This window comes from Aeromonas sp. 62-46 (assembly GCF_001898585.1).
In the GTDB taxonomy this organism is placed as follows: Bacteria; Pseudomonadota; Gammaproteobacteria; order Enterobacterales; family Aeromonadaceae; genus Aeromonas; species Aeromonas caviae.
Genome location: NZ_MKUI01000008.1, coordinates 1 through 3,875 on the forward strand (window position 1 = coordinate 1; position 3,875 = coordinate 3,875).

The 3,875-nt window shown below is 62.0% G+C and carries 3 protein-coding genes; 2 read left to right on the forward strand and 1 reads right to left on the reverse strand.

From position 1 onward, the window contains the following. Positions 1–9 precede the first annotated feature (9 nt). Entirely contained in the window at positions 10–1,776 is a 1,767-nt protein-coding gene (locus BGO64_RS03430) for a terminase ATPase subunit family protein (protein ID WP_286700169.1), read from the reverse strand. Between the two features lie 149 nt (positions 1,777–1,925). On the opposite strand from BGO64_RS03430, the gene BGO64_RS03435 reads away from it, so the two are divergent. Together BGO64_RS03435 and BGO64_RS03440 are read left to right on the forward strand one after the other, a co-directional pair. Further along, a complete protein-coding gene (locus tag BGO64_RS03435; protein WP_025327448.1) occupies positions 1,926–2,750 on the forward strand; it encodes a GPO family capsid scaffolding protein in 825 nt (274 codons plus the stop codon). 12 nt (positions 2,751–2,762) lie between these two features. Continuing rightward, complete coding sequence (locus tag BGO64_RS03440; RefSeq protein WP_286700170.1) at positions 2,763–3,794, forward strand: phage major capsid protein, P2 family; 1,032 nt, start codon at positions 2,763–2,765, stop codon at positions 3,792–3,794. Positions 3,795–3,875 lie beyond the last annotated feature (81 nt).

Below are 3,875 nucleotides of genomic sequence, written 5' to 3' on the forward strand. Positions count from 1 at the left end.
GGCGCTTTCTCATGAGAAAATCTCCATCATGCTGGTATTGGCACCGGTGGCACCTGCCAGCGGCTCATGTAACAGGGCTTGCATGGTTGCCCAGGCAATGTCGGCGTGGCTAGTTTCGTCGGAGCGGCTCGCCTCAAAGGTCGGCAGCTTGCCGCCCGCGGTCACGGCGCGGCGGATGCTCATGAAGGCCTGGGCCAGATCGGTCATCCCGCTGTCAAATTCCAGCCGCCCCTTGTTCATCACATCCTGGGCCTTCATCACCATCTGGATTTTCACGCTCGGGTTGTACTGGATGGCGGTCACTGCCGGGTAGAACTGCTTCACCAACTGGTAAACCCCCTCCCCGATCCCGGTGGTGTCGATGCCGATGTAGCCGACGTTGTAGCGCTCGCACATGGCCTTGATGGCCCGCGCCTGGGCGTCGAAATCCATCCCGCTCCAGCGGTGGCGCTCCAGCACTCGGAACTTGCCGCCCGGTACCGCCGGCGGGGCCAGCACGGCGCAGCCTGCGCTATCCCCCTGCCCGCCCTTGGCCGGGTCATAGCCGATCCACACCGAGCGGTTGCCCAGGGGGCGCAGGGCAAAGGGCTTGTAGTCGTCCCACAGCTCCCAACTGTCGACCATGCAGCGCTGAAGGGTGGCGAGCGGGAAAACGCTCGAAGTGTCGTCCATGAATTCGCACATCAGCAGGTTGCGGAAGCGCTCCTCGGAATACTCACTGTGCAGTTGGGCCATGTCGAACAGGTCGCAGCCGCCGCGCACTGCATCTTCCACCGTGACGATCTGGCGCCATTGGCCATCGCCACCGAGCTTGCCGCCGGTCAGGTGGGCGTGGCTCAAGTCAAACTTGATCTGGTCGGCCTTGGGTCTGCCCTTGTTGAACTCCTCACCCGACCAGAATTTGTATGCCGGATGGGAGAGGCTGGAGGGGGTGGAGAAGTAGGTCTGACGCCACTTCTTGTGCATCGCCATCCCGCTGGCCACGTTGCGAAAATCCGCAAAGCCATGGATCCAGAAGTATTCGTCCATGTAGATGTTGCCATGGTAGCCCTGCGCGGTGCGGGCGTTGGTGCCGAGGAAGTAGAGGTGCGCCCCGTTCGGCAGCACCATGGGGTCGCCCTTGAGCTCCACCCCTTCTGCGTTGGCAAACTGGATGATGTACTGCTTGAAGATATGGGCCTGTGATTTGCTGGCCGACAGGAAAATCTGGTTGCGCCCCGTGACCAGGGCGTCGATGAAGGCCTCGAAGGCAAAGAAGTAGGTCGCCCCAATCTGGCGCGATTTGAGCAGGTTGCGCCGCCGATACTGCTTGCCCGCCTCATACCAGACCCGCTGGTAATCGAACATGGTGGACTCGAAGCGCTCGATCAGCCGCTCCTGCTGTTCGGGCTCAACCACGTTGCGCTCGGGGGCCTTCTTCGGCCCCCTGTTACGGTTCGCCACCTTGGGGTTGAGGTCGGCCTCGTTGCCGCCCTTGCTGTATTTGTTGACCCGGGCGATGCGCTCCAACTGCCTGCCCAGCAGGTCAATCTCCTTGAAATCGCCGCCGGTTTTCACCTCCTTGGCGATCAGCTGGCACATCCGTGCCTCTATGGCGAAGTCGACCCGGTCAATGGGTTTGATGTCATCCCAACCGTCGCGGGATTTCCAGGTGCCGACCGTCCCCTCGGGGGTCGCCAGCAGCTCCGCAATGGCTCGGATCTTGTACCCCTGAAAGTACAGGTGCATGGCCTGCCTGCGGGGCTCGATATGGGGGAAGAGTAAGGGTGCTGTCATGGCGCCAGTCTACCCAGCCGCTACTGCTCCAAACGCCCCCGCGCCAATGTGCCAGCGCCGCACACACTGGCCGCCGATTGCACGATCCCGCCGCTCACCCAGACCATAACCGCGACATCACCACCCAATCACCAAAGGGATCCCAGCCCATGGCAAAGTCCAAATTTTTCCGTGTTGCCGTAGAAGGGGGCACGACCGATGGCCGCGCCATCACCCGCGAATGGCTTGAGCAGATGGCCCAGCGCTACAACCAGTCGACCTACGGCGCCCGGGTCAATATGGAGCACATCCGGGGTATTGACCCCAACGGCCTGTTCAAGATGTACGGCGACATCACCGCCGCCAAGACCGAAGAGGTCACCATCGAAGGCGAGCAGCGCCTGGCCCTGTTCGTGCAGATTGACCCGACCCCGGAGCTGGTCGAGCTGAACAAGAAGCGCCAGAAGGTGTTCACCTCGGTCGAGATCCACCCCAACCTGAACGAAAAGGGCGCCTACCTGATGGGGTTGGCGATCACCGACTCCCCCGCCAGCCTGGGGACCGACATGCTCCAGTTCTGCGCAGGTGCAGGCGACAAGTCGCCGTTGGCCTCCCGCAAGCAGCACAAGGAGTGCCTGTTCACCGAAGCGCTGGAAACCGTCATCGAATTCGAAAGTGAACAGGAGAAAGGCCCCTCCCTTGCCGAGCGCATCACGGCGCTGTTCTCCAGCCACAAGAAGCAATCCACCGCCGATTTCAGCGATGTGCACCAGGCCGTCGAGACCGTCGCGAAAGAGGTCACCACCCTCGATGCCGACCTGCAGAAGAAGTTCACCGAGCAGGCCCAGACCCTCACCGAGCTGACCAACAAGCAGGACGCCACCGCCAAGGCGCTGGCCGACCTCACCGCCAAGCTGGAGGGCCAGGAAGCGTTCAACCAGCAACGCCCGCCCGCCACCGGTGGCGATAGCGCCTCCATTCAAACCGACTGCTAAGGACCATGCCCAATGCGTAACGAAACCCGCCAGAAGTTCAACGAGTTCACCAGCCAGGTGGCCAAACTCAACGCCATCACCAGCGCCATGGTGCAATTCAACGTGCAGCCCAGCGTCCAGCAGACCCTGGAAACCAAAATGCAGGAGTCGGTCGCCTTCCTCGGCATGATCAACGTCACCCCTGTCGATGAGATGAAAGGCCAAAAGGTCGGTATCGGCATCACCAGCACCATCGCTGGTCGCACCAACACCGACACCAAAGACCGCCAGCCCAACAGCCCGCACGGTCTCTACGACCAGAGCTACGAATGCGCCCAGACCAACTTCGACACCCAGATCGGCTACGGCCAGATCGACGCCTGGGCCAAGTTCCCCGACTTTCAGACCCGTGTCCGTGACGCCATCCTCACCCGTCAGGGGCTGGACCGCATCATGATCGGCTGGCATGGCACCAGCGCCGCCGCCGACACCGACCGCAACGCCAACCCCCTGCTGCAAGACGTCAACATCGGCTGGCTGCAACACATCCGCACCGACGCCCCGGCCCAGGTCATGAGCGAGGGCACCGAGGGCAGCGGCCAGATCTACATCGATGCCACCGACGGTGATTACAAAAACATCGACGCCCTGGTATTCGACGTTGTGAGCGAGCTGATCAAACCCTGGTATCAGGACGATACCGACCTGGTGGTCATCTGTGGCCGCAAGATGCTCTCCGACAAATACTTCCCCATCATCAACGATGCGGGCGACAACCAGAACAGACTGGCTGGTCAGGTGCTGGTGAGCCAGAAGCAGATCGGCGGCCTCAAGGCTGTGCGCGTCCCCTTCTTCCCCGAAGACAAGCTGCTCATCACCAAGCTCAGCAACCTCTCCATCTACTGGCAGACCGGCGCCCGCCGTCGTTACATCGAAGACGAGCCCAAGCGCAACCGCATCGTCAACTACGAAAGCACCAACGACGCTTACGTGGTCGAGGACTACGACTGCGCCGCCCTGGTCGAAAGCATCGTCATCGGGCCGAATCCGGCCCCTGGCGAGTAAGGGGGTGGCATGACTCCCGCCCGCCGCCACCGCGAAAGAGCACTGGCCGCCCTGCAAGGGGCGGCCAATCCCCAGTTCGAC

Excerpts from the sequence above, each read along its gene's own strand:
- BGO64_RS03430 (WP_286700169.1), bottom strand. The coding sequence starts at position 1,776 with ATGACAGCACCCTTACTCTTCCCCCATATCGAGCCCCGCAGGCAGGCC.
- BGO64_RS03435 (WP_025327448.1), top strand. The coding sequence starts at position 1,926 with ATGGCAAAGTCCAAATTTTTCCGTGTTGCCGTAGAAGGGGGCACGACC.
- BGO64_RS03440 (WP_286700170.1), top strand. The coding sequence starts at position 2,763 with ATGCGTAACGAAACCCGCCAGAAGTTCAACGAGTTCACCAGCCAGGTG.